The 24,547-nt window shown below is 71.4% G+C and carries 17 protein-coding genes and 1 pseudogene; 14 read left to right on the forward strand and 4 right to left on the reverse strand.

The features are described 5' to 3' along the window. Positions 1 to 33: 33 nt before the first annotated feature. Positions 34 to 1,644, reverse strand: coding sequence for an NADH-ubiquinone oxidoreductase-F iron-sulfur binding region domain-containing protein (locus AB5L52_RS29510; protein WP_351020354.1), 1,611 nt, complete (start codon positions 1,642 to 1,644; stop codon positions 34 to 36). Continuing rightward, positions 1,641 to 2,915: a cytochrome b/b6 domain-containing protein gene (locus AB5L52_RS29515; protein WP_369367152.1), complete on the reverse strand. Its 1,275-nt coding sequence runs from the start codon at positions 2,913 to 2,915 to the stop codon at positions 1,641 to 1,643. The genes AB5L52_RS29510 and AB5L52_RS29515 overlap by 4 nt, the downstream gene beginning before the upstream one ends. A gap of 436 nt (positions 2,916 to 3,351) precedes the next feature. On the opposite strand from AB5L52_RS29515, the gene leuS reads away from it, so the two are divergent. The 9 genes and pseudogenes from leuS to holA all read left to right on the forward strand — a co-directional run bounded on the left by leuS (position 3,352) and on the right by holA (position 14,944). After that, positions 3,352 to 6,234 (forward strand): leucine--tRNA ligase, encoded by a 2,883-nt coding sequence (gene leuS / locus AB5L52_RS29520; protein ID WP_369367153.1) that lies wholly within the window; start codon positions 3,352 to 3,354, stop codon positions 6,232 to 6,234. Between the two features lie 187 nt (positions 6,235 to 6,421). Next, positions 6,422 to 7,156 (forward strand): hypothetical protein, encoded by a 735-nt coding sequence (locus AB5L52_RS29525; RefSeq protein ID WP_369367154.1) that lies wholly within the window; start codon positions 6,422 to 6,424, stop codon positions 7,154 to 7,156. A 70-nt stretch (positions 7,157 to 7,226) separates the two neighbouring features. Next, entirely contained in the window at positions 7,227 to 8,072 is an 846-nt protein-coding gene (locus tag AB5L52_RS29530) for a DegV family protein (protein WP_351020362.1), read from the forward strand. 102 nt (positions 8,073 to 8,174) lie between these two features. Further along, the gene (locus tag AB5L52_RS29535; protein WP_369367155.1) at positions 8,175 to 9,470 is read left to right on the forward strand and encodes a helix-hairpin-helix domain-containing protein; all 1,296 of its coding nucleotides are present in this window, start codon (positions 8,175 to 8,177) and stop codon (positions 9,468 to 9,470) included. Next, entirely contained in the window at positions 9,467 to 12,211 is a 2,745-nt protein-coding gene (locus AB5L52_RS29540) for a ComEC/Rec2 family competence protein (protein ID WP_369367156.1), read from the forward strand. The genes AB5L52_RS29535 and AB5L52_RS29540 overlap by 4 nt, the downstream gene beginning before the upstream one ends. After that, positions 12,208 to 12,539: pseudogene (locus AB5L52_RS29545) on the forward strand (arylamine N-acetyltransferase); the annotation flags it as partial. The gene AB5L52_RS29540 and the pseudogene AB5L52_RS29545, both read left to right, overlap by 4 nt. Before the next feature lie 126 nt (positions 12,540 to 12,665). Beyond that, positions 12,666 to 13,547, forward strand: coding sequence for a YceI family protein (locus AB5L52_RS29550; RefSeq protein ID WP_369368994.1), 882 nt, complete (start codon positions 12,666 to 12,668; stop codon positions 13,545 to 13,547). 74 nt (positions 13,548 to 13,621) lie between these two features. Next, positions 13,622 to 13,867: a hypothetical protein gene (locus AB5L52_RS29555; RefSeq protein ID WP_351020368.1), complete on the forward strand. Its 246-nt coding sequence runs from the start codon at positions 13,622 to 13,624 to the stop codon at positions 13,865 to 13,867. An 87-nt stretch (positions 13,868 to 13,954) separates the two neighbouring features. After that, complete coding sequence (holA, locus tag AB5L52_RS29560; protein ID WP_351020370.1) at positions 13,955 to 14,944, forward strand: DNA polymerase III subunit delta; 990 nt, start codon at positions 13,955 to 13,957, stop codon at positions 14,942 to 14,944. Between the two features lie 334 nt (positions 14,945 to 15,278). Here holA and rpsT read toward each other — a convergent pair whose 3' ends face one another. Then, positions 15,279 to 15,545 (reverse strand): 30S ribosomal protein S20, encoded by a 267-nt coding sequence (gene rpsT / locus AB5L52_RS29565; RefSeq protein WP_351020372.1) that lies wholly within the window; start codon positions 15,543 to 15,545, stop codon positions 15,279 to 15,281. Positions 15,546 to 15,778: 233 nt separating this feature from the next. Here rpsT and lepA point away from each other — a divergent pair, with 233 nt between their 5' ends. The 5 genes from lepA (at position 15,779) to AB5L52_RS29590 (ending at position 23,752) form a co-directional block, all read left to right on the forward strand. Then, positions 15,779 to 17,653, forward strand: a complete 1,875-nt coding sequence (gene lepA, locus AB5L52_RS29570; RefSeq protein WP_351020374.1) for a translation elongation factor 4 — start codon at positions 15,779 to 15,781, stop codon at positions 17,651 to 17,653. 282 nt (positions 17,654 to 17,935) lie between these two features. Further along, positions 17,936 to 19,810 (forward strand): AMP-dependent synthetase/ligase, encoded by a 1,875-nt coding sequence (locus AB5L52_RS29575; RefSeq protein ID WP_351020376.1) that lies wholly within the window; start codon positions 17,936 to 17,938, stop codon positions 19,808 to 19,810. A gap of 180 nt (positions 19,811 to 19,990) precedes the next feature. Continuing rightward, the gene (locus AB5L52_RS29580) at positions 19,991 to 21,814 is read left to right on the forward strand and encodes a SpoIIE family protein phosphatase (protein WP_369368995.1); all 1,824 of its coding nucleotides are present in this window, start codon (positions 19,991 to 19,993) and stop codon (positions 21,812 to 21,814) included. Positions 21,815 to 21,841: 27 nt separating this feature from the next. After that, the gene (gene hemW / locus AB5L52_RS29585) at positions 21,842 to 23,074 is read left to right on the forward strand and encodes a radical SAM family heme chaperone HemW (RefSeq protein WP_369367157.1); all 1,233 of its coding nucleotides are present in this window, start codon (positions 21,842 to 21,844) and stop codon (positions 23,072 to 23,074) included. A 99-nt stretch (positions 23,075 to 23,173) separates the two neighbouring features. After that, complete coding sequence (locus tag AB5L52_RS29590; protein ID WP_351020380.1) at positions 23,174 to 23,752, forward strand: Uma2 family endonuclease; 579 nt, start codon at positions 23,174 to 23,176, stop codon at positions 23,750 to 23,752. Here AB5L52_RS29590 and AB5L52_RS29595 read toward each other — a convergent pair. Further along, positions 23,730 to 24,545, reverse strand: coding sequence for a DUF3097 domain-containing protein (locus tag AB5L52_RS29595; RefSeq protein WP_351569668.1), 816 nt, complete (start codon positions 24,543 to 24,545; stop codon positions 23,730 to 23,732). The two genes, AB5L52_RS29590 and AB5L52_RS29595, sit on opposite strands and share 23 nt — an antisense overlap. Between the last annotated feature and the right edge of the window lie 2 nt (positions 24,546 to 24,547).

A 24,547-nucleotide genomic window follows, 5' to 3' on the forward strand; every position in this document is an offset into this window, starting at 1 on the left:
GGGTGACCCGCCCCTCCCGTGTGCTCAGCGTGCTCAGCGGCCGAGCGCGCGCCGGCCGCGGCCCTGGGAGACGACCGGCAGATTGCGGGACGGCGCCTGCCCGCGCGTGTCCTCCTCCAGGCGCAGGGCGAGCGCCGGGCAGCGGCGCACCGCGCGCAACGCCTTCGCCTCCGCGTACCGCGGCACCTGCGCCTGGGCGACGGTCGGGAAACCGTCGGCGCCGAGTTCGAACACCTCGGGGAGGATGTCGGCGCACAGTCCGTGGCCCCGGCACAGCGTCCAGTCGACGTAGATCTTCTGGCGGCTGGCGCCGGTCTCCTCGGGCCCTTCGCCGCCCAGGATGCCCGTAGCGGCCCTGCCCCCCTCGAAGAGCGGCAGAACGCCCTCCACGGGCCGTCCGCAGCCGTTTCCGAGGACATGTGCGGCCAGGTCGTCGGTGAACGCCTTGATGGTCGACTCCAGGAACATCGCCGAGCCGTCCGGATGCGAACACGCGCCGCGCCGCTTCACGTTCTTCGCGACCTGCTTCAGCGCCTCCAGGGCGGCCGGTCCGCCGCCGTTGAGGATGTCCTCCATGCCGCGCGCGGCCGCGGGCAGTCCGAGGTAGCAGGGGCCGCACTGGCCGGCGCTCTCCTCGGCCAGCCACTGCGCCACCCGCAGCGACTCGCCCAGCGGGCAGGTCTCCTGGCTGATCGGCAGGATCGCGCCCGCGCCCAGCGAACCGCCCACCGCGTCCAGCGAGTTCCGGGAGACGATCGCCTCGTTGACGGTCGCCGCGTCGATCCACTTGCCGTGGTAGCCGCCGGTCAGCACGCCCTGCGGCACCGGCGGGGCGCCCGCCAGCTGCAGCACGTACCGCAGCGGCACGCCGGTGGGGACCTCGATCACCATCGGGCGGGCGACCGCGCCGGAGACGGTGAGCATGACGGTGCCCGGCTCGTCGTACAGGCCGGTGTTGCCGTAGCGCTCGGGGCCGATGCGGGCGGCGATGGCCAGCTGCGCGAACGTCTCCGCGTTCGACAGCAGGGTGGGCGCGCCGCCGACGCCGCTCTGGGAGGCGCTGATCTTGCGGCCGGGCGGGATCGCCGGGCCGCCGTCGATCGAGCGGATCAGGGAGGCGGCGGCGCCGGTGACCATGCGCACCGGATTGCGCTGCACCCACGCGCGGAGCGCCGATCTACGGCTGTTGCTCAGCCCGCGTTCGGCGAGTGCGGCCTCCATGGAGCGCTGCGTGGACTCGCGCGTGACACCGATCACGAGTGTCCGCGCGCCGAGCGCCTCCGCGCACAGCAGCGCGCCGTCCAGGATCAGGTGCGGGGCGCGGTTGATCAGCACCGTGTCCTTGCGGCAGGCCGGTTCGTCCTCGCTGCCGTTGACGACGACGACCGGCCGCACCCCGCGCTTGATCGCCGACTCGGCGACCGAGCGCAGCTTCTTGTGGAACGGGAAGCCCGCGCCGCCGCGGCCCTTGAGATTGATGCGTTCGGCGAGCTGCGCGAGCTGCTCGCCGCCGAGCGTGTCGAGCGGTCCGTGCACCTTCAGGTGCATGGGCAGGTCGAGTCGTTCCACAAGGTCGAAGCCCGACGTGAGCTGCGGAAGGCCGACCACGCGGACTTCGGGTACGTCGGGCAGGGCCTCGTTCACTTAAAGCCTCCGGACGGCGTGTTCCAAGGTTCGCCCGAACTCGGTGTGTCGTAGGACATGCCGGGCAGCGTTTCGGTGGCGGAACCGTCGTTGTACGTGTCACTGGCGTTGTACGTGCCATAGAGGCCGTTTGTCTCAGTGTTGTCGTACATGTCACTGCCGCCGTACCCGTAGGCGTCTGAATTGCCATAGACCGGGATGGTGTGTCCGGTGTCCTGCAGCGGGTCGTAGGCCGACGGCGGGGCCTCGCCGACCGGCGGCGGGGACGGGATGGGCCAGCTGCCCGCGGCGCCGGAGGGGCCGTCCATGCGCGGGACGGCCTCCGTGGCCTGCAGGTCCAGCGGCAGGTCCATGCGGGCGGTCTGATCCGGGTACGGCTGCCGGGAGCGGCGCGGCGTGGAGACGGCGCGGTAGGCGGCCGCGAAGCCCGACGCGGGCTCTGCGGCGGGGGCGACGGGGGACTGGTACAGCGGCGCGGCAGGGGCGGCCGCCGCCCGGGGCTCGGGTCGGCCCTCGAAGCCCGCCGGTGCCGGCTCGGCCACCCGGGAGCGGCTCGCGTCCAGCTCCTCGAGCCCCGGCCGCTCCGAGCTGCCGAACAGTGCCACCAGCCGGTCGGCGACCTTGCGCTTGACCGGGCGCGGAGCCGCGCGCAGCGCCAGGGCGCCCATCACGCCGAGCAGGGACAGGCTGTAGAGGATCACGAAGACCGGCTTGGCCGCGCGGCCCGCGTACAGGCCGTGGACCAGCGCCGCGCACCAGGCCGGGTAGGCCAGCATGTGCATGGCGCGCCAGCGGGCGGCGACGGGGGCCGGGGTGGCGAAATTGCTGCGCAGGGCGCCGGTGATGCCCACGAAGATCATCAGCAGGCCGGCCAGCGAGCCCAGTCCGATCAGGCCGCCGATTCCGGTGACGCCCAGCGAGAACGGAATGATCGCGGCGATCAGCTGTGTGTGGCCGAGCGCGATCTTCGTGGTGATGTGCAGCAGCAGGAACGCGATCGAGGCGACCGCGGTGGTCCGGTGCACCGCCTGGCCGACGATCCGCTGCCGTGTGTTCAGGAAGATCCGGTCCTGCGCGAACAGGCCCCAGATCACCGAGCAGCTGAGCGAGACCAGGGACAGCACGCCCGCGCCGAAGTTCAGGAAGTCGCGGAACTGGTTGCCTCCGACCAGCACGACCACGGGTATGAGCAGCAGGACGACAGCCGACGCCACCCCATAGGCCGAACGGCCCGGTTTGGGGAGGGAGCGGTTACTACGACGAGGGTTCATGGGGGCAACTCCGAGCAGTTTCGGGAAAGCGGTCCCGCTGCCGAACTCTAAGTGGCGCCAATACTGATCAGTATGGGGTTTGCGTTATTCCGTCGTTATCAACGGATGATCTGATTGCGGGGTGTCCCTTAGGGGACGGTACGCGAAGAAATTGTTGAGCTTGGTTCAGCTTCCTCCCTGGTTCTGGCATGTCCACAGGGGATACGGAAGCGCGTCGCGGCTTGCTCAAGGCCGTCGCCGCTCGCTCAGGGCCTGCGGTACCCTAACGCCATGCGTGCCGTACGCCTTCTGCTTAGCGGGCCGCGCTGATCAGTACCGACCCTGGTCGAACCGTGAGGTCGGCATCGGCGCGGCGTCCCCTCCTGTGCGAGGGGATTTTTCGTTTCTTTGGATGTCGCAGCCGCAGGCAGAGACGATCGATGGAGCTTTGAGGATCATGAGCGAGACGAACCCCGCTGCGGCCGCCGCCACGTCGGCGGAGGCCGCGCCGCACCGCTACACGGCCGCCACGGCGGCCGAGATCGAGGCACGCTGGCAGGACTTCTGGGACGCCGACGGCACCTACGCGGCGCCGAACCCCAAGGGTGACCTGGCCGGCGACTCCGAGCTGGTCGCCAAGCCCAAGAAGTTCATCATGGACATGTTCCCGTACCCCTCGGGTGCGGGCCTGCACGTCGGCCACCCGCTGGGCTACATCGCCACCGACGTCTTCGCCCGGTTCCAGCGCATGACCGGCCACAACGTCCTGCACACCCTGGGCTTCGACGCCTTCGGCCTGCCCGCCGAGCAGTACGCCGTGCAGACCGGCACGCACCCGCGCGTGTCCACCGAGGCCAACATCGAGAACATGAAGGCCCAGCTGCGCCGGCTGGGCCTGGGCCACGACAAGCGCCGGTCCTTCGCCACGATCGACCCGGACTACTACAAGTGGACCCAGTGGATCTTCCTGCAGATCTTCAACTCCTGGTACGACGAGGAGGCGAGGAAGGCCCGCCCGATCTCCGAGCTGGTCGCGCTGTTCGAGTCCGGTGAGCGGGCGATTCCGGGCACCACGCGCGCGTGGAGCGAGCTGAGCGCCCGCGAGCGCGCCGACGTCCTGGGCGAGTACCGCCTGGCCTACGCCTCCGACGCGCCGGTCAACTGGTGCCCGGGCCTGGGCACGGTGCTGGCCAACGAGGAGGTCACCGCCGACGGTCGCTCCGAGCGCGGTAACTACCCGGTCTTCAAGGCCAAGCTGCGCCAGTGGAACATGCGCATCACCGCCTACGCGGACCGGCTGCTGGAGGACCTGGAGGAGCTGGACTGGCCCGAGGCCATCAAGCTGCAGCAGCGCAACTGGATCGGCCGCAGCGAGGGCGCCCGCGTCGACTTCCCGATCGACGGCGAGCGGATCACGGTCTTCACCACCCGCCCGGATACCCTGTTCGGCGCCTCCTACATGGTGCTGGCGCCCGAGCACCCGCTGGTCGAGAAGTTCACCCCGGCCGCCTGGCCGGAGGGCACCCACGAGGTGTGGACCGGCGGCCACGCCACGCCCGCCGAGGCCGTCGCCGCGTACCGCGCGCAGGCCGCCTCGAAGTCGGACGTCGAGCGACAGGCCGAGGCGAAGGACAAGACCGGCGTCTTCATCGGTTCGTACGCCACCAACCCGGTCAGCGGCGAGCAGGTGCCCGTCTTCATCGCCGACTACGTCCTGATGGGCTACGGCACCGGCGCGATCATGGCCGTACCCTGCGGCGACCAGCGCGACTTCGAGTTCGCGCGCGCCTTCGAGCTGCCGATCCACTGCATCGTCGAGCCGACCGACGGCCGTGGCACCGACACCGCGACGTGGGAGAACGCCTTCGGGTCGTACGACGCGAAGATCATCAACTCGTCCAACGACGAGATCAGCCTGGACGGCATGGGCGTGGCCGAGGCCAAGGCCCGCATCACCGAGTGGCTGCAGGACAAGGGCATCGGCGAGGGCACCGTCAACTTCCGCCTGCGCGACTGGCTGTTCAGCCGCCAGCGCTACTGGGGCGAGCCCTTCCCGATCGTCTACGACGAGGACGGCATCGCCCACCCGCTGCCCGAGTCGATGCTGCCGCTGGAGCTGCCCGAGGTCGAGGACTACAGCCCGCGCACCTTCGACCCGGACGACGCGAACACCCAGCCCGAGACCCCGCTGTCGCGCAACGAGGAGTGGGTCTACGTCACCCTGGACCTGGGCGACGGGCCGAAGAAGTACCGCCGCGAGACCAACACCATGCCCAACTGGGCCGGTTCCTGCTGGTACGAGTTCCGCTACCTGGACCCGCACAACGACCGGCAGCTGGTCGACCCCGAGATCGAGCAGTACTGGATGGGCCCGCGCGAGGGCCGGCCGCACGGTGGTGTCGACCTGTACGTCGGTGGCGCCGAGCACGCCGTGCTGCACCTGCTGTACGCGCGCTTCTGGTCCAAGGTCCTGTACGACCTGGGCCACGTCTCGTCGGCCGAGCCGTTCCACAAGCTGTTCAACCAGGGCATGATCCAGGCCTACGTCTACCGCGACGGCCGGGGCATCGCGGTGCCGGCCGCCGAGGTCGAGGAGCGGGACGGCGCGTACTACTACCAGGGCGAGAAGGTCAGCCGCCTGCTGGGCAAGATGGGCAAGTCGCTGAAGAACGCGGTGACCCCGGACGAGATCTGCGCCGAGTACGGCGCCGACACCCTGCGCCTGTACGAGATGGCCATGGGCCCGCTGGACGTCTCCCGGCCGTGGGACACGCGCGCGGTGGTCGGCCAGTTCCGGCTGCTGCAGCGGCTGTGGCGCAACATCGTCGACGAGACGACCGGTGAGGTCACGGTGACCGACGCCGAGGCCGACGAGGAGACCCTGCGTGCCCTGCACAAGGCCATCGACGGCGTGCGCCAGGACCTGGAGGGCCTGCGCTTCAACACCGCCATCGCCAAGGTCACCGAGCTGAACAACCACCTGACCAAGGCCGGTGGCCCGGTGCCGCGCTCGGTCGCCGGGCCGCTGGTGCTGATGACGGCCCCGCTGGCCCCGCACATCGCCGAGGAACTGTGGCGCAAGCTGGGCCACACCGACTCGGTCGTCCACCAGGACTTCCCGGTCGCCGACCCGAACTACGTCGTGGACGAGACCGTGACCTGCGTCGTGCAGATCAAGGGCAAGGTCAAGGCCCGTCTGGAGGTGCCGCCGGCCATCTCCGAGGAGGAGCTGGAGAAGGTGGCCCTGTCCGACGAGAAGGTCGTCGCGGCGCTGGGCGGCGCGGGCATCCGCAAGGTGATCGTCCGGGCGCCCAAGCTGGTGAACATCGTTCCCGCCTGATGACCGGACGCGTTCCCGCCTGATGACAGGACGCGTTCCGCAGTGACGACCGGACGCCGGCCGCGACCGGCATCGGGGTAGTCCCCTACGGGCAGGTTCGGGGTTCTTCTGGAACTCCGGGCCTGCCCGCTGCGTTTACCGTGGAGAGCGCAGCGGCGTGTGCCGCACCGGTCCGAGGAGGAGCGTCGTGGAAGCCGTGATCGCCGTGTTCGCTGTCCTCTTCCTGCTCTTCGTCGGCCTGGGCGTGTACGCCACGGTCAAGGCGGTCGGCGCCGCCAAGCGCGGAGTGGACCGGACGATCGAGCAGGCCCGCCGCACGGTCGAGGACCACACCTTGCGCGCCAAGTCCTTCGTCCAGGTCGGCCCGGCCGCCGAGATCGCCCAGCTCCGGCTCGCACTGCGCACATCGATGCGCGCCACCCAGGACGCGCTGCGCACGGGTGTGGCCGACGACGAGTCGCTGAAGGAGTCCCTCGGCCTCTTCGAGCGGCTCAGCGCGCACGGACACGAACTGGACGCCGACCTCAGGCGCCTGGAGTCCGAGCCGGACCGGGCCGAGCTCACCGCTCGCCTGCCCGAACTGCGCAGCCGCACCGAACGCATCACCAAGTCCGCGGACTCGCTGCGCTGGGCCGTCCGCGACCGGGCGCGCCGCTTCGTCGAAGACGACCTGGGCACGCTCAGCGACCAGATAGACCTTGAGGCCGACGCCCTGCGCCACTGGACCCCGGCCGGACCTGCACCGGAGCCGGGCCGGCGGGCCGGCGCATCCGCCTCGACTGCCGACGGTCCGATGGGACAGCAGGCCCGCTCCCGGACGTCCCGCTCGGCCGAGGAGCAGCCTCCCCAGGCGATCACGCCGCCGTCGCCGCGCGTCGCCCACCCCTGGCAGAAGAAGCCCCGGCCCGAGAGCACCACCTGAGGGCCGGTCCCGGCCCGCACCATGGGGGCCGGGCTGCCGCGCGAGCGCTACGGCAGGTAACCTCCAGCTCATGTCCCGCCATGTCGCGATCGTCACCGATTCAACGGCCTACTTGCCGCCGCGGACGATGGAGCGCCACGGCATCACCGCGGTACCCCTGACCGTGGTCCTCGGCGACCAGGCACTCGAAGAGGGCACCGAGATCTCGACCCGCTCGCTGGCCCAGGCCCTGCAGAAACGACGCCCCGTCACCACCTCGCGCCCGAGCCCCGAGGTGTTCGCGGAAACCTACCGCAGGGTCGCCGAGTCCGGCGCGAGCGGCATCGTCTCCCTGCACCTGTCCGCCGAACTGTCCGGCACCTACGACGCGGCGGTCCTCGCGGCACGCGAAGCACCGGTGCCGGTACGGGTCGTGGACACCGGGATGGTCGCGATGGCCCTCGGCTTCTGCGCGCTCGCCGCGGCCGAGGCCGCGGAGGCCGGCGGCACGGTGGACGAAGCCGTCACGGCCGCCGAGAAGCGCGCCGCGGGCACGTCCGCCTACTTCTACGTCGACACCCTCGACTATCTGCGCCGCGGGGGCCGCATCGGCGCCGCACAGGCGCTCCTCGGCTCCGCACTCGCCGTCAAACCCCTGCTCCAACTGGACGGCGGCCGCATCGAACTGCTCGAGAAGGTCCGTACGGCGTCCAGGGCCATCGCACGTCTGGAAGAGCTCGCCGCCGAGCGGGCGGGCAGCGCCGAAGTCGACATCGCCGTCCACCACTTGGCCGCTCCCGACCGTGCCGCCGCGCTCGCCGACCGGCTGCGGGCACGCGTGCCGGGCCTGGCCGACCTCCATGTCAGCGAGGTCGGGGCGGTGATCGGTGCACACACCGGTCCCGGGCTGCTCGGCGCGGTGGTCTCACCGCGCTGACCGCTCACTCGTGTGGGTGGCGGAGTTATCCACAACCGGGCGGGCATCCCCGGGATTTGACCAAGATCATCGCGAATCGGCGAGATGTTCCATCCTCGTCGCATGGCACTTCGATCACGTTCACGCACAGCCACTCCGACCAGCGGCCCCGGCCGCGGTCCCACCTCCGACGGCCGTGTCCGCCACCGCCGTGGCATCCGCCATCGACGCACCCGCCACCGCCCGCCGGCACCGGCCGAGGAACTGCGCCGCCGCGCGGAACTCCTCTTCGGCGAACGAGCCGCGCGATGGCGGGAGTCGGGGAACGGACCGCCGGACGCGGGTCCCACACATCGGGCAACCGACACGGCAACGGCATGGGGCACGGGTCGGGCGCCTGGACTGAGTGCGGCGAGGGCGGCTACGGCCACGACGGCCGTGCCCTGCCGGACCGTACTGCCGGCCGCCGGCCCTGGACCGACCCTTCCACCGGACGTTGACCCTGACCCGGCCGTTCCACCGGACGTCGCCCCTGACCCGGCCATGCCGTCGAGCACCGTGCCGCCGAGTGCAGTGCCGGCTGACGGGCGGACGCGCAAGCCGGCGTCGGCGCGCATGGTGATGACGGCCGAAGCACCCGAACCAGCCAGTGCCGTAAGCCCGTTGGAGCTGCCTGGGCCCGAGGGTCCTGGCTGGCGGGAGCGGGTCGGGCTGGCGTTGCGGGAGCGGATGCCGGTGTGGTTGCAGGCCCGGTGCGGTGTGGAGCGGCGGGGAGTCGTCGCGCTCGCCGTGGTGCTCGTGGTCGCCGCCGTGTTGGCCGTACAGCACTTCTGGGCCGGGCGGACCGAGTCCGTGAGCGCCCCTCAAGTGGTGCGCGCGCAGACGCAGACGCCTTACCCCAAGAAGCAAGACGGCGGCGGAGCCAAGGCCGGTGCGGTTGCGGGGGCAGGTGCGGGTGCTTCGTCGGCGCCGGGTGGACAGATCGTCGTGGATGTCAGCGGCAAGGTCCGCAAACCGGGGATCTGCCGGTTGCCGGCGGGTTCCCGCGTGGCCGATGCGCTGCGGGCGGCCGGTGGTGTCCGTCCGGGCGTGAGCATCGAGGGGCTGAACCGGGCCCGATTCCTGGTCGACGGCGAACAGGTCGTCGTCGGTGGGCCCGCCGGGGCGATGGCTCCACCCGGCCCGGTGGCCGGGCGGGCTTCCGGATCCGCCGGGTCGGCCCCCGCGGCGCCTGTCTCTCTCAACACGGCCACGGCGGACCAGCTCGACACGCTGCCCGGAGTCGGCCCGGTGCTCGCTCAGCACATCGTCGACTACCGCACGCAGCACGGCGGTTTCCGCTCGGTGGACGAACTGCGCGAGGTCAACGGCATCGGCGACCGCCGCTTCAGCGATCTGCGGAACCTGGTACGGCCATGAGCGGCGTGGTCGACGGCGGGCTGTCGGGGCGCGGAAGAACCGTTGGACGCGCGGGTGCCGGGCGCGGAGGTGACGGGCTGGAGGAGCTGGGGTCCGGCGGCGCCGTGGGCCGCGAGATCGAGGAGCGCGGGCCTGCGCACGGTGAGCGGGCGGGGCCCGTGGACCTGCGCCTGGTGCCGCCCGCGCTCGCCGCCTGGGCCACGGCGGCCCTGACGCTGGACACGCCGGCGGTCTGGACGGCCGGGATCGCGGTCGTCTGCCTGGTGGGCGGGGTCGTGCTGTTGTCGGTGCGGAGGTCCGGGCAGCCCGGACGGCCCGGACGGCTTGAACGGGCCGGACCGGAGGGGCGAGGCGGCGGGGTGCTCGGGCGGTTTGTGTGGGCCAGAGCCTCGATCGCCGCAGTGCTGCTCTGCGTTGCCGCTGCGGCCGCGTCGGCCGGGCTGCACGGAGCGGACGTACGGCGAGGACCGGTGCCCGAGCTGGCCCGGCGGTACGCGACCGTGACGGCCGAGGTCGAGGTGACTGGTGATCCCTGGCTGAGCCGGCCACGGGTGCGTGGCGATCACGCGGCGCCGGTGGCGGTGCTGGCCCGGGCGGAGGTGCGGCGCGTCGAGCGGAGCGACGGGACGAGCGTACGGACGCGGACTCCGGTGCTGCTGGTCGTCGATGCGCAGGCACCGAAGCGGAAGACCGCTCGGAGCGGGAGTTCGGCAGCTGACAGGAGTGCTGTCCAGGGCGGGCAGGGGGCTCGTGCTGCCTGGCTCGGGGTGTTGCCGTCCACGCGGCTGCGGGTGAGCGGGCGGCTGGCGCCCGCGCAGGCCGGTGGGGATCGGACCGCGGCCGTGCTGCGGGTGCGGGGTCGGCCGGGGCCGCGGATCGTGGCCGGCCCGAGCGGGCTGCAGCGGCTGGCGGGACGGCTCAGGGCCGGGCTGCGGGAGGCGACCGACGGTCTGCCCGGGGACGCCCGGGCACTGCTTCCCGGGCTGGTCGTCGGGGACACCTCACGGATCACGCCCGAGCTGGACGAGGCGTTCAAGGAGACGGATCTGACGCACACGCTGGCCGTGTCCGGCAGCAACCTCACCATCCTGCTCGCGCTGCTGATCGGGCCGCCCGGACTGGCCCAGCGGGCCGAGCGCCGTGGTCTGGCCCCGCGCCTGGGGCTCTCGCTGCGGGCGACCGCGCTGGCCGCCGGAGTGCTCACGCTGGGATTCGTGGTCGTGAGCCGACCCGACCCCAGTGTGCTGCGAGCGGCCGCCTGTGGCGCGATCGCACTGCTCGCCCTGGCCACCGGGCGCCGTAGATCCCTGGTCCCGGCACTGGCCACGGCCGTTCTGCTGCTGGTGCTCTACGACCCGTGGCTGGCCCGCAGTTACGGCTTCCTGCTGTCCGTGCTGGCCACCGGCGCGCTACTCGTCCTGGCGCCGGGCTGGAGCGAGGCGCTGCGTCGGCGCCGGGTGCCGCCGAGGCTCGCGGAGGCGCTGGCAGCGGCTGCCGCCGCACAGGCGGTGTGTGCCCCGGTGACGGCGGTGCTGTCGGCGCGGGTGAGCCTGGTGGCGGTGCCGTGCAACCTGCTGGCCGAGGTGGCGGTGGCGCCGGCCACGGTGCTGGGGTTCGTGGCGCTCGTGACGGCGCCGGCGGCCATGGCGCCGGCCAAGGCGCTGGCCTGGTGCGCGAGTTGGCCGGCCGGGTGGATCGCCGCAGTCGCTCGGACGGGGGCGGCGCTGCCCGGCGCGGGAGTGGACTGGCCGGGCAGCTGGCCGGGGGCGCTGGCGCTCGCGGCGGTCGCCGTGGCCGTCGTCCTGGCCTGCCGGCGGTTGGTACGGCATCCGTGGTGGTCAGGGTTGCTCGGGGTGCTGCTTCTGCTGGCGGTGGTGCGACCGGCGCCGCTGACCCGGGTGATCACGGGCTGGCCGCCGCCGGGCTGGAAGTTCGCGATGTGCGATGTCGGACAGGGCGACGCGACCGTCCTGGCGACCGGTGAGGGAGCCGGGGTGGTCGTGGACGCGGGACCCGATCCGGACCTGGTCGACCACTGCCTGCGACAGCTGGGCATCACGCGCATCCCGCTCCTCGTCCTGACCCATTTCCACGCCGACCACGTGGCGGGACTGCCCGGTGTCCTACGGGGCCGTTCGGTGGCCGCGATCGAGACCACGGGCTTCGAGGAACCCGCCGACGAGGCCGCGTTCGTCACAAGGGAGGCGGCGGCACGGCACATCCCGGTCACGCGGGCCGTCGCGGGAGAGGAACGGCGCACCGGACCGGTCTCCTGGCGGGTCCTGTGGCCCCCGCCGAGCACCGGGCCGCTCGCGGACCCACAGGCCTCGGCGTGGCCGGGTCCGGTACCGGTACCGGAGCCCGAGGATCCGAACGACGCCAGTGTCGCGATGCTGGTCCGCACGGGCGGACTGCGGCTGCTGTTGCTGGGTGATCTCGAACCGCCGGCCCAGCAGGCGTTGGTGCGGTCACCGGCGGCGGTCGAATTGGCCGGAGTGGATGTGCTGAAGGTGGCTCATCATGGCTCCGCCTATCAGGATCCGGACCTGATACGGCTCGTGGCTCCCCGGGTGGCGCTCATCTCCTGCGGTGCCGACAACCCCTATGGCCACCCGGCACCGGCGACCGTGGCCGCGCTCCGGGCGGGCGGTGCGCTCGTACTGCGCACCGACCGGGACGGAGGGCTGGCGGTCGGTGGGACGGGCGGGCCGGGAGGGAAGGTGTCGGTGACGAGGGACTGAGGACGCGGACGGTGGAGGGGGCACCTGGCTCGCGGACGTCGGGTTCGGGGCGCACAGCCACTACCCGCTCGCGTACGCGGAACGCGGGGAGCAGGCCGACCCCGGCGGGGTGTTCCGGGTGGTGGAGGCCGGGCCGGACGTGGCCGGGGTGCGCGGCGGTGGCTCGGTCGGGGCCGGAGCCTGGGACCTGGATGTCGTACGGAACGGCAAGCCGCAGTACCGGCTGGTGTTGGGGACGGACGAGGAGGTGCTGGCGGTGTACCGGGAGCGGTTCGGGATCGCGTTGGATCGTGTGCCGACTGTGCGAAACCAGAATCTGAGCCCCTAATTCGACTCAGTTCCGGCGCATGCGCTGGATCCCTGCGATGTGCTCTCGTTTTGCGTCGAAAGCCGCATCAGTGATCGAATGAATCTTCGGCAAGAGGTGATGTCGAGGCGTACAGGGGTGTCGTACATGTTCGGCCGCTGGCTGGGTAACCGCACGAACCGCATGCAACGGGCGAGTCCTCTGGCGGCGGTTCAGACGCCGCCGGACGCCGGAGTGCTCAGCTGCCGTGTGCTCGACCCGGTCAACGAGCCGGTCGCCTGTGCCGAGTTCGCGGTCAGCGACACCACGGGGCGCAAGGTGGTGGCCGGTGGTACGGACCCCTACGGGTCGTTCATGACCATGCTGCCCGCGGGGGAGTACCGCCTCGCGGTGTCGGCGGAGGGCTATGCGCCCTACCGGGCCACCGCGTTGGTCGGGGAGAGCTCGCTGGCCTCGCTGGGCGACGTGACGCTCCAGGTCGCGCATCCGCCGGAGCCGCCGGCGGCGGGCGACTGGGACATCGAGGCCGCCCACTCCTCGATCGCTTTCACGGCGCGGCACATCGGGCTGGCGCGGATCCATGGGCGGTTCGAGTCCTTCGCCGGGGCGGTGCGGATCGCCGAGCGGATGGAGCAGTCGGCGATGCACGTGGTGATCGACGCCGCGTCCCTCGACACGGGGGTGCGGAGCCGGGACGACCATCTGCGGTCGGCGGACTTCCTGGACGTGCGGCGGTTTCCGACGCTGGAGTTCTACAGCGACCGGTTCGTGCACAAGGGCGGCAGCCGTTGGGCGGTCACCGGAGCGCTGTCGCTGCACGGCGTGACCCGCACGGTCACGCTCGACACCGAGTACCTCGGGCTCGGCAACGGCATGGACGGCGAGGTGCGGGCGGCCTGCCGGGCCACGACCGAACTGCATCGCGACGACTTCACGATCAGCTGGCAGTCCATGCTGGCGCGGGGCATCGCGGCCATCGGGCCGAGCATCCGAGTCGACCTCGATGTGCAGATCGTGCCCAGGGGCTGACCTGGGCGTGCTCCATGTCTGCCCGCACCCTGGCCGGGGGGTTCGGTGCTCGTGGGGTGCCGGAGAATGGGGCCGTGAGCGATGTGAGACATGTGCTGGTGCTGCCCGACCGGGATGCCGCCGAGGAGGCGGCCGAGGCGCTCGGGGAGCGGTTCGGCCTGGCCGAGGAGCCGCAGCTCGTCCGCGACGCGCTGGCCGGTGAGGACGATGCCGAGGACGCGCAGTGGCTGATCGTCCTGCGGGACGAGGGCGAGCGGCTGGATCCGGCGGAGCTGGACGAGTTCGCGGGGGAGTGGGACGGCTGGCGGGAGGAGCCGTGACCCCGAAGCGGACTCGGGGGTCGTTGGGGGACCGCTCAGGGTGCGCGGGCCGACTCGTTGTCAGTGGTGCATGGGATGCTTTGAGGGATGGCCAGGAAGACTGCGAATGACGACCCTCTCGCCCCGGTGACGCTTGCCGTGGGCCAGGAGGACCTCCTGCTCGACCGTGCCGTGCAGGAGGTGGTGGCCGCCGCCAAGGCCGCCGACGCCGACACGGACGTACGCGACCTCACCCCGGACCAGTTGCAGCCCGGCACGCTCGCCGAGCTCACCAGTCCTTCGCTCTTCGCCGAGCGGAAAGTCGTGGTCGTACGCAATGCGCAGGACCTGTCCGCCGACACGGTCAAGGACGTGAAGGCGTATCTCGGGGCGCCGGCCGAGGAGATCACGCTCGTGCTGCTGCACGCGGGCGGGGCCAAGGGCAAGGGACTGCTGGACGCCGCGCGCAAGGCGGGAGCGCGGGAGGTGGCCTGCCCGAAGATGACCAAGCCCGCGGACCGGCTGGCCTTCGTGCGGGGCGAGTTCCGCTCGTTCGGGCGGTCGGCCACGCCCGAGGCGTGCCAGACGCTGTGCGATGCCATCGGCAGCGATCTGCGGGAGCTGGCCTCGGCGGTCTCCCAGCTCGTCGCCGACGTGGAGGGGACGATCGACGAGGCGGTCGTCGGGCGGTACTACACCGGCCGGGCGGAGGCCTCCAGCTTCACGGTCGCCGACCGGGCCGTGGAGGGGCGTACGGCGGAGGCGCTGGAGGCGTTGCGCTGGTCGCTGGCGACCGGTGTCGCGCCGGTGATGATCACCAGTGCGCTGGCGCAGGGCGTGCGGGCCATCGGGAAGCTGTCGTCCGCCCGGGGCGGCCGGCCGGCCGATCTGGCGCGGGAGCTGGGGATGCCGCCGTGGAAGATCGATCGGGTGCGGCAGCAGATGCGGGGGTGGACGCCGGACGGGGTCGCGGTGGCGCTCAGGGCTGTCGCCGAGGCCGACGCGGGGGTCAAGGGCGGAGGCGATGATCCTGAGTACGCGTTGGAGAAGGCCGTTGTGGTGATCGCTCGGGCTGCTCGGTCCCGCGGACGCGGCTAGGCGGCCCTGGCGCTCTGCCCCAGACCCCGCCAGGGGCTCTGCCTGTGGACCCGTCGCCCCACCGCACTCACCCGTCCCGGGCGCTCCTCAGCCGAGGAACTGCCCGGCCCGGAAGTACGGAGCGGCGCATCTGCCACTCCGTGAGCCGGGCAGGCAGCCGAAAACCCCGCCACCCGCCCTGGGGAAGGGCAAGGTGCCGGGGTCTTCGGTTCAAGCTGGTGAGCCCGTACCCGCGTGGCGAACGCAGGCCGCGTACAGGCTCGGGGTGCCGGACGGAAGCGGATGAGAGAGGGCCCGCTCTGGGTCCTTCCGGCGGTCAGATCAAAAAGGGGGTTCAGCCCTTGAGGGACGCGACCTTGGAAGCAAGCGCCGACTTCTTGTTGGCGGCCTGGTTCTTGTGGATGACGCCCTTGGAGACGGCCTTGTCGAGCTTGCGCGCAGCCTCGCGCGCCGCCACGGTGGCCTTCTCCACGTCACCCGCGGCAGCGGCCTCGCGGGCCTTGCGGATCGCGGTCTTCAGGGAGGACTTGACGGCCTTGTTGCGCAGCCGAGCCTTCTCGTTGGTCTTGATCCGCTTGATCTGGGACTTGATGTTCGCCACGAAGGAGCCTTTTCAGGTTCAGGTGCGGGGCCGTGAAGGTCCCGTACCGGTGATCCAAATTTCTCGGACGTGCCTCGCGCTGAGAGGGCATGAGGCACAGCCATCTACAGTACCAGTGGCCCTGCGAGCGGCCCAAAACGGTCCATGCTCCCTCCGCATGGGACCATGGAGACTACGTATCGATCCGACCCGAGACCCTTACCCTGCGGATACCTCAAGAATCAGGACCCTGCGTGCCCGCGACCCCTAACCATGTGCCCGAGCCGAGCCGTACCGACCCGGCTCTGATCCGCAATTTCTGCATCATCGCGCACATCGACCACGGCAAGTCCACACTCGCCGACCGGATGCTCCAGCTGACCGGTGTGGTCGAGCAGCGGCAGATGCGTGCTCAGTACCTCGACCGGATGGACATCGAGCGCGAGCGCGGCATCACGATCAAGTCCCAGGCGGTGCGTCTGCCCTGGGCCCCCACCGAGGGACCCGACAAGGGCGCGACCCACATCCTCAACATGATCGACACCCCGGGGCACGTCGACTTCACCTACGAGGTCTCGCGGTCGCTCGCCGCCTGTGAGGGGACCGTCCTCCTCGTCGACGCCGCCCAGGGCATCGAGGCGCAGACCCTCGCCAACCTCTACCTGGCGATGGAGAACGACCTCACGATCATCCCGGTGCTGAACAAGATCGACCTGCCGGCCGCCCAGCCGGAGAAGTTCGCCGAGGAACTGGCGAACCTGGTCGGCTGCGACCCGGAGGACGTCCTCAAGGTCTCGGCCAAGACCGGTCTCGGCGTCGACGCGCTGCTGAACAAGGTCGTCAAGGAGATCCCGGCCCCGGTCGGGGTCGCCGACGCGCCCGCCCGCGCGATGATCTTCGACTCGGTCTACGACTCGTACCGCGGTGTCGTGACGTACGTCCGTGTCATCGACGGCCAGCTCAACAAGCGCGAGCGCATCCGGATGATGTCCACCGGCGCCACGCACGAGCTGCTGGAGATCGGCGTCAACTCGCCCGAGATGCTGCCGGCCGACGGCCTCGGCGTCGGCGAGGTGGGCTATCTCATCACCGGTGTGAAGGACGTCCGCCAGTCCAAGGTCGGTGACACCGTCACCAGCCAGCACAAGGGAGCCACGGAGCCGCTCGGCGGGTACAAGGACCCGAAGCCCATGGTCTTCTCCGGTCTGTATCCGCTCGACGGCTCCGACTACCCCGAGCTGCGCGAGGCCCTGGACAAGCTGCAGCTCAACGACGCCGCGCTGGTCTACGAGCCGGAGACCTCCGCCGCCCTCGGCTTCGGCTTCCGCGTCGGCTTCCTCGGGCTCCTCCACCTCGACGTCATCCGGGAGCGACTGGAGCGCGAGTTCGGGCTCGACCTCATCGCCACCGCCCCCAACGTGGTCTACCGCGTGATCATGGAGGACGGCAGCGAGGTCACCGTCACCAACCCGAGCGAATTCCCCGAGGGCAAGATCGACGAGGTCTTCGAGCCGGTCGTGCGCGCAACGATCCTCGCGCCGACCGAGTTCATCGGCGCGATCATGGAGCTGTGCCAGACCCGGCGCGGCACCCTGCTCGGCATGGACTACCTCTCCGAGGACCGGGTCGAGATCCGCTACACCCTGCCGCTCGCGGAGATCGTCTTCGACTTCTTCGACCAGCTGAAGTCCAAGACGCGTGGCTATGCCTCGCTGGACTACGAGCCCACGGGCGAGCAGTCGAGCAGCCTCGTCAAGGTCGACATCCTGCTGCACGGCGACAAGGTGGACGCCTTCTCGGCGATCACCCACAAGGACCAGGCGTACGCCTACGGCGTGCGGCTCGTCGCGAAGCTCAGGGAGCTGATCCCGCGGCAGAACTTCGAGGTGCCGGTGCAGGCCGCCATCGGTTCCCGGGTCATCGCCCGCGAGACCATCCGCGCCATCCGCAAGGACGTCCTCGCCAAGTGCTACGGCGGTGACATCTCCCGTAAGCGGAAGCTGCTGGAGAAGCAGAAGGAAGGCAAGAAGCGGATGAAGATGGTGGGTTCCGTGGAGGTTCCGCAGGAAGCCTTCATCGCCGTCCTGTCCAGCGATGACAGCGCGGGGTCGGCCAAGGGCAAGAAGTAACCAGCGGTAACAGCGGGTTACGCCGCCAAAGCGGACCTATGGGGGCCCGTCGTACGAAAGTGCGGTGGGTCCCTACGCGTGCGTAACGTCGCTCTCCGTGGAGCATGCGAGGAAACAGACCGGCCGATGCCCCTTACGCAGCGGCCGGTCGCGGCTTACTCTGATCCCTGCTCGATAGTTACTCGCGAGTTAAACAACAGCGAGACAGCAGCGCGAACCCCCACCGTGAGTCAGTCCAGCCGCACCGAGTACAGCCGCACCGTCGCGGGCCCGGAGGATGTCGTGAGCGACACACAGACCTTGATCGAGAACCGTCCGCCGTCCGTGGCGGCCCTCTTCCTGGAGCGCGTGGCGGCCACACCGGACGCCGAGGCCTACCGCTATCCGGTGCCGCCGGCCTCCGGTCAGGGCCCCGACGACTGGAAGTCGCTGAGCTGGGCGCAGGCGGCCGAGCGGGTGTACGCGATCGCGGCCGGGCTCGTCGAACTGGGCGTACAGCCGGAGCAGCGGGTGGCGCTCGCCTCCTCCACCCGCGTCGAGTGGCTCCTCGCCGACCTCGGCATCATGTGCGCCGGCGGTGCGACCACCACCATCTACCCGCAGACGAACTCGGACGAGTCGGCCTTCATCCTCTCCGACTCCGAGAGCCGGGTGCTGATCGCCGAGGACGCGGCCCAGGTCGCCAAGGCCGTTGAGAAGCGCGCCGAGCTGCCCGACCTGACCAAGGTCGTCGCCATCGACCCGGCCGGCGTGGAGACGAACGACTGGGTGACCACCCTCGCCGAGCTGGAGCAGCGCGGCGCCGCCTACCTGGAGACGCACCCCGAGCTGATCAAGGAGCGGGTCGGCGCGATCACCCGGGACCAGCTCGCCACCCTCATCTACACCTCCGGCACCACCGGCCGCCCCAAGGGCGTGCGCCTGCCGCACGACAACTGGGCGTACATGGCCAAGGCGATCGCCGCGACCGGCCTGATCACCGGCGAGGACGTGCAGTACCTGTGGCTGCCGCTCGCGCACGTCTTCGGCAAGGTCCTCACGTCCGGGCAGATCGAGGTCGGGCACGTCACCGCCGTCGACGGCCGCGTCGACAAGATCATCGAGAACCTTCCGGTGGTGCAGCCGACGTACATGGCGGCCGTGCCGCGCATCTTCGAGAAGGTCTACAACGGCGTCGCCGCCAAGGCCCGCGAGGGCGGCCCGGCCAAGTACAAGATCTTCCAGTGGGCCGCCGAGGTCGCCCGCGAGTACGCCAAGGTCACCCAGGACAACTTCCGCCGCACCGGCAGCCACGCGGCGCCCTTCGGGCTGGCCGCCAAGCACAAGGTCGCCGACACCCTCGTCTACGCCAAGCTCCGCGAGGCCTTCGGCGGCCGGCTGCGCGCCTGTGTCTCCGGTGCCTCCGCGCTCGCCCCGGAGATCGGCTACTTCTTCGCCGGCGCCGGCATCCACATCCTGGAGGGCTACGGCCTCACCGAGTCCTCCGCGGCCTCCTTCGTCAACCCCGGCGAGGCCTACCGCACCGGCACGGTCGGCAAGCCGCTGCCCGGCACGGAGGTGCGCATCGCCGACGACGGCGAGATCCTGCTGCGCGGCCCCGGCATCATGGAGGGTTACCACGGGCTGCCCGAGAAGACCGTCGAGGTGCTGGAGTCCGACGGCTGGTTCCACACCGGCGACATCGGCGAGCTGTCGCCCGACGGCTATCTGCGCATCACCGACCGCAAGAAGGACCTGATCAAGACCTCCGGCGGCAAGTACGTCGCACCGGCCGAGGTCGAGGGCCAGTTCAAGGGGGTGTGCCCGTACGTCTCCAACATCCTGGTGCACGGCGCCGACCGGAACTACTGCACCGCCCTCATCGCCCTGGACGAGCTCGCGCTCCTGGACTGGGCGAAGGAGAACGGGCTGGAGGGGCGGTCGTACGCCGACGTCGTGGCCGCGCCGCAGACCGTGGAGATGGTCGACGGGTACGTGCAGCAGCTCAACGCCGGGCTGCAGAAGTGGCAGACGATCAAGAAGTTCCGCCTGCTCCCCCGGGATCTCGACGTGGAGCACGGGGAGATCACGCCGAGCCTGAAGCTGAAGCGTCCCGTGGTCGAGCGCGAGTACAAGCACCTCATCGACGAGATGTACGCCGGGGCCAGGGAGAAGTAGGGGACGGCGGTTCGGTGGGTGGGGAGCTGCGGGTCCGTCGTGGCTTGTCGCGCAGTTCCCCACGCCACTGGATAACTGGGTAAGTTGCGCCCACCGCCGTTCGAAAGTGGCCGTCTTCTGGTCACTTCAGTGACTCAGCGCTTATAGGTGCCCCCGGCCTGTCACCCTGGCCGCATGGACATGGCGGCCATACCCACGCAGCGGGAGAGCGAGGCGGCCCCGGCCCGGGAGGTGCGGGGGCGGACCACGCTGCCCGGGAGCCCCGTCGCACCCGGCACGGCCCGTGCGCTGGTGCGGGCCACGCTGGCCGAGGCGCCCGGGGTCTCGGCCCGGCTCGCCGACGACGCCATGGCCGTCGTCAGCGAACTGGTCACCAACGCCGTCGTACACGCCGGTACGGACATGGAGGTCGACTGGCGGCTGGAGGAGGACGGCGCGTTCGTCGTGGAGGTCTGCGACCGGCATCCGTCCCGCGCACCGCGCGACGCCCTCGGCGGCGAGGGGGCGTACGACACCCCCGAGTACGGGCGTGGCCTGCGGCTCGTCACCACCCTCGCCGAGTCCTGGGGCGTCACCTACCGCACCGGCGCCAAGACCGTCTGGGCGCGGCTGCCCCCGGGCGGCGTCGAGGACCCGGTCGCCCCCGCACCGGACGCGGCCCTGGCGGTCGCCGAGGACCTGGCCCCGCAGCCGCACCGCGCCGTGGCCGCCGGGGACTGGCTCGGCCGGGGCGCGCTGTCCTTCCTCGCCGAGGCCTCCGACCTGCTCGCCGGACAACTGGACGAGAACCTGGTGACCGCCCTGACCGGCCAGCTCCTCGTGCCCCGGCTCGCCGACTGGTGCGCGGTGTGGCTGGAGGACGAGGCGAGCGTGCGCGGCCGCGCCTGCGGCGGCCCCGACCGGGTCTGGCACGCCAGCGAGAACCGCATCGAGGAACTGCGCTGCGCCCTGGAGAAGGAGCCGCCCTGCCCGCCCGAGGGGCTGAGCTCCGGCCCCGAGCCGTACCCGTGGCCCGGCCACGCGCTCGGCGCGGAGGGCGCCGACGGCACGGCGCTGGCGTACCGGCTGATCGCGGGCGGCCGGCCACTCGGCACCCTGGTCATCGGCCGGTGCGGGCTCACGTGCTTCCCCGACGAGGTCACCGGGCTGGTCGAGGACCTCAGCCGCCGGGTGGCGCTCGCCATCGGCGCGGCGCGCCAGTACGCCCGCCAGGCCACCATCAGCGCCGTCCTGCAGCGTGGCCTGCTGCCCGGCGCGGTCGCCGAGATCCCCGGCATGAGCAGCGCGCTCGTGTACGAGCCGTGCGACAAGGGCGGCCCCAGCGGCGACTTCTACGACCTGTTCCCGGCCGGCAACGGCCGCTGGTGTTTCGCGGTCGGCGACGTCCAGGGCAAGGGCCCGGAGGCGGCCGTCGTGATCGGCCTCGCCCGCCCCTGGCTGCGCCTCCTCGCCCGCGAGGGCTACCGCGTCGCCGACGTCCTCGACCGCCTCAACCAGCTCCTCCTCGACGACGCCACCGAGGCCGCCGACGCGGCCGCGCGCGCCCTGGTCGCCGCCGGCGGCCGCCCCGTGGCCCCCGGAGACGGCCCGCAGACCCGCTTCCTGTCCCTCCTCTACGGCGAGCTGACCCCGTACGACGGCGGCGTCCGCTGCACCCTCGCCTCCGCCGGCCACCCGCTCCCGCTCGTCCTCAGCCCCGACGGCACGGTGCGCACCGCCGCCCGCCCGCAGACCCTGCTCGGCGTGGTCGAGGACGAGACCTACACCAGCGAGACCCTCGATCTGCGGCCCGGCGACAGCCTGCTGTGCGTCACCGACGGGGTGACCGAGCGCCGCTCCGGCTCCCGCCAGTTCGACGACGCCGACGGGCTCGCCCAGGCCCTGTCCGGCTGCGCGGGCCTGAGCGCCGAGCTGATCGCCGAAAGGATCCGCCGCCTGGTGCACGACTTCGGCGGCGGCCTGCCCGAGGACGACCTCGCGCTGCTGGTGCTGCAAGCGGAGTAGGCGCGCCGGTGCTGGACAATGGAAGGCATGCCTTCCGCACTCCCCGACGGCGAGCCCGTCCCCGCCGACGGCGCGCTGCCCGCGCACGCGCTCGCCGGGGCCGCAGACCGCCCGCTCGGCTTCTACCTGCACGTGCCGTACTGCGCGACCCGCTGCGGCTACTGCGACTTCAACACCTACACCGCGACCGAGCTGCGCGGCACGGGCGGCGTGCTGGCGTCCCGCGACAACTACGCGGACACGCTGACGGACGAGATCCGGCTCGCCCGCAAGGTGCTCGGCGACGACCCACGCCAGGTCCGCACGGTCTTCGTCGGCGGCGGTACGCCGACCCTGCTGGCCGCGGACGATCTCGTACGGATGCTGGGGGCGATCAGGGACGAGTTCGGGCTGGCACCCGACGCGGAGATCACCACGGAGGCGAACCCGGAGTCGGTGGACCCGGCCTACCTGGCCACCCTCCGGGACGGCGGCTTCAACCGGATCTCCTTCGGCATGCAGAGCGCGAAGCGGCACGTGCTGCGCGTGCTCGACCGGACCCACACCCCGGGCCGCCCCGAGGCGTGTGTGGCGGAGGCACGGGCGGCCGGCTTCGAGCACGTCAACCTCGACCTGATCTACGGCACGCCGGGGGAGAGCGACGACGACTGGCGGGCCTCGCTGGACGCGGCGATCGGGGCCGGGCCGGATCACGTGAGCGCGTACGCGCTGATCGTCGAGGAGGGCACGCAGCTCGCCCGCCGGATCCGCCGGGGCGAGGTCCCGATGACGGACGACGACGTCCACGCGGACCGCTATCTGATCGCCGAGGAAACCCTGTCCGCGGCGGGCTTCGACTGGTACGAGGTCTCCAACTGGGCCACCTCTCGGGCGGGCCGCTGTCTGCACAACGAGCTGTACTGGCGCGGCGCCGACTGGTGGGGCGCGGGCCCTGGCGCCCACTCGCACGTGGGCGGGGTCCGCTGGTGGAACGTCAAGCATCCGGGCGCGTACGCGGCGGCCCTCGCCTCTGGCCGTTCACCGGGGGCGGGGCGTGAGCTCCTGTCCGACGAGGACCGGCGGGTGGAGCGGATCCTGCTGGAGCTGCGGCTGCGGGAGGGCGTGCCGCTGTCCCTGCTGAAGGAGGAGGGCCTGGCGGCCGCCCGGCGCGCGCTGGGGGAGGGGCTCCTCCAGGAGCGGCCGTACGAGGAGGGGCGGGCCGCGCTGACGCTGCGGGGGCGGTTGCTGGCGGATGCGGTGGTCAGGGACCTGGTGGATTGATCACTCGGGCGGGTGAATCACAGCCGGACGCCGGTTCGGCCCCTAACCTGGTTCGTAGGCTGCCGCTGACAGTATGCGGCGAATGTAGAGGCCACGGAGATGACCGCTGTGGACGAACGTGGAGTCGCAGAGTTCTTCGAGGGTTTTGAGCCGCCTGACGGGCTCAAAGCGGAGCTTCTGCGGGGGGAAATCGTGATGATGGCCAGCCCTGATCTGGTGCACAACCTGATCGTGCTGCTGACGGAGCGGCAGATTCCGTTGGATCGCTGGTATCCGCTTCAGACCCAGGACGTGGACCTCGTCGACGAGGCGAGTGAGCCGGTTCCGGACCTCGTGGTCGTGGCGCGTGACGTCCTGCCCGATTCGGGGCGTCTGCTGCCGTGCCAACTGATCACGATGGTCGTCGAGGTCGTTTCCAAGAACAGCGTGCACCGCGACTACGCCGTCAAGCGTTCGATCTATGCCGCAGGCAACGTGCCCGCCTATCTCGTCATCGATCCGATCATGGCGCAGTGCGTTCTGTTCACAAAGCCCGAGGGAAAGGGCGAGGACGCCAACTACCGGGCGCAGTACATCGAGAAGTTCGGCCGGCCGCTGATGCTGGATGTCCTGGGTGTCGAGCTGAAAACCAGCGAGTTCGGAACCTTCCCCGACGTCAGGCCCCACCGCTACCCGTAACGAAATCGATCAGCTCCTCCACCCGCCCCAGCAACTCCGGCTCCAGGTCCTTGTAGGACCCCACCCGCTTCAGGATCGCCTGCCACACCGCCCCGGTGTTCTCCGACGGCCAGCCCAGCGCCCGGCACACGCCCGTCTTCCAGTCCTGGCCGTGCGGCACCCTCGGCCACGCCTCGATCCCCAGCGCGGCCGGCTTCACCGCCTCCCAGATGTCGATGTACGGGTGGCCGACCACCAGCGCGTGTGCGCTGGTCACCGACTCCGCGATCCGCCACTCCTTCGTGCCCGGCACCAAGTGGTCCACGAGCACGCCCAGGCGCGCGTCCGGACCCGGCGCGAAGGACGACACGATCGACGGCAGGTCGTCCACGCCCTCCAGGTACTCCACGACCACGCCCTCGATGCGCAGGTCGTCGCCCCAGACCTTCTCCACCAGCTCCGCGTCGTGCCGGCCCTCCACGTAGATGCGGCCGGCGCGGGCCACACGGGCGCGGGCGCCGGGGACGGCGACCGAGCCGGAGGCGGTACGGGTGGGCCGTACCGGAGCGCCGGAGGGCGGTCGTACGAGCGTCACGACGCGCCCCTCCAGCAGGAAGCCGCGTGGCTCCAGCGGGAACACCCGGTGCTTGCCGAAGCGGTCCTCCAGCGTCACCGTGCCGGCCTCGCAGCGGATCACCGCGCCGCAGAAGCCGGTGCCAGGCTCCTCGACCACCAGGCCGGGCTCCGCCGGTACCTCCGGCACCGGCTGCTGCTTCTTCCACGGCGGGGTCAGGTCGGCGGAGTACTGGCGCATTC

The sequence above is a fragment of the Streptomyces sp. CG4 genome (genome assembly GCF_041080655.1).
Classification (GTDB): Bacteria; Actinomycetota; Actinomycetes; order Streptomycetales; family Streptomycetaceae; genus Streptomyces.